The organism is Roseateles sp. P5_B10 (assembly GCF_056400485.1).
This window is the reverse complement of sequence record NZ_JBFULE010001731.1, coordinates 1-536: the sequence shown is the minus strand read 5'-3', so window position 1 is coordinate 536 and position 536 is coordinate 1. Positions and strand designations below refer to the sequence as shown.

The 536-nt window shown below is 55.2% G+C and carries 1 protein-coding gene; it reads left to right on the top strand.

Features of this window, described 5'->3' with window-relative positions:
- Nucleotides 1–193 precede the first annotated feature (193 nt).
- On the top strand, nucleotides 194–394 hold the full coding sequence (gene rpmI / locus AC1DU6_RS35580) for a 50S ribosomal protein L35 (RefSeq protein WP_068730283.1): 201 nt from the start codon (nucleotides 194–196) through the stop codon (nucleotides 392–394).
- The last annotated feature ends 142 nt before the right edge of the window (nucleotides 395–536 follow it).

The window sequence follows — 536 nt, the reverse complement described above, 5'->3', positions numbered from 1 at the left end:
AATCGTTGCCATCAGGGCGTTCCTCTGCCATAAGCCCAACCTTCGTCGCCCGGCTGATTAAGGGCTGCCGTGTCGACGACTGTGCTGACTTCTCGCAAGCGGCGATTAGTTGAGCATTTTCAACGCTCTAACGAGCATTTTAGCCAACGCTACGCCTTCCGGGGCGCTTTCTGCGTGGCAATAGGAGAGCCAAATGCCCAAGCTGAAGACCAAGTCGGGCGCTAAAAAGCGCTTTAAAGTCACCGGAACGGGTAAGGTTATGGCCGCCCATGCCGGTAAACGCCACGGTATGATCAAGCGGACGAAGAAGCAGATTCGTCAGCTCCGCGGCACCCGCGTGCTGTTCAAGACCGATGGCGACAACATCAAGCAGTACTTTCTGCCAAACGCCTGATCGCCCTTACGCCGCTTCATAGCGGCGGATATCACCCCTTTTGTTATTTCAGATGAAGGAGATCAGTCATGGCTCGCGTAAAACGCGGTGTGACGGCTCACGCCAAGCATAAGAAAGTCTACAAGGCCGCCAAGGGTTTCCG

Coding starts and splice junctions, on each gene's coding strand:
- rpmI (WP_068730283.1), top strand. CDS start 194: ATGCCCAAGCTGAAGACCAAGTCGGGCGCTAAAAAGCGCTTTAAAGTC.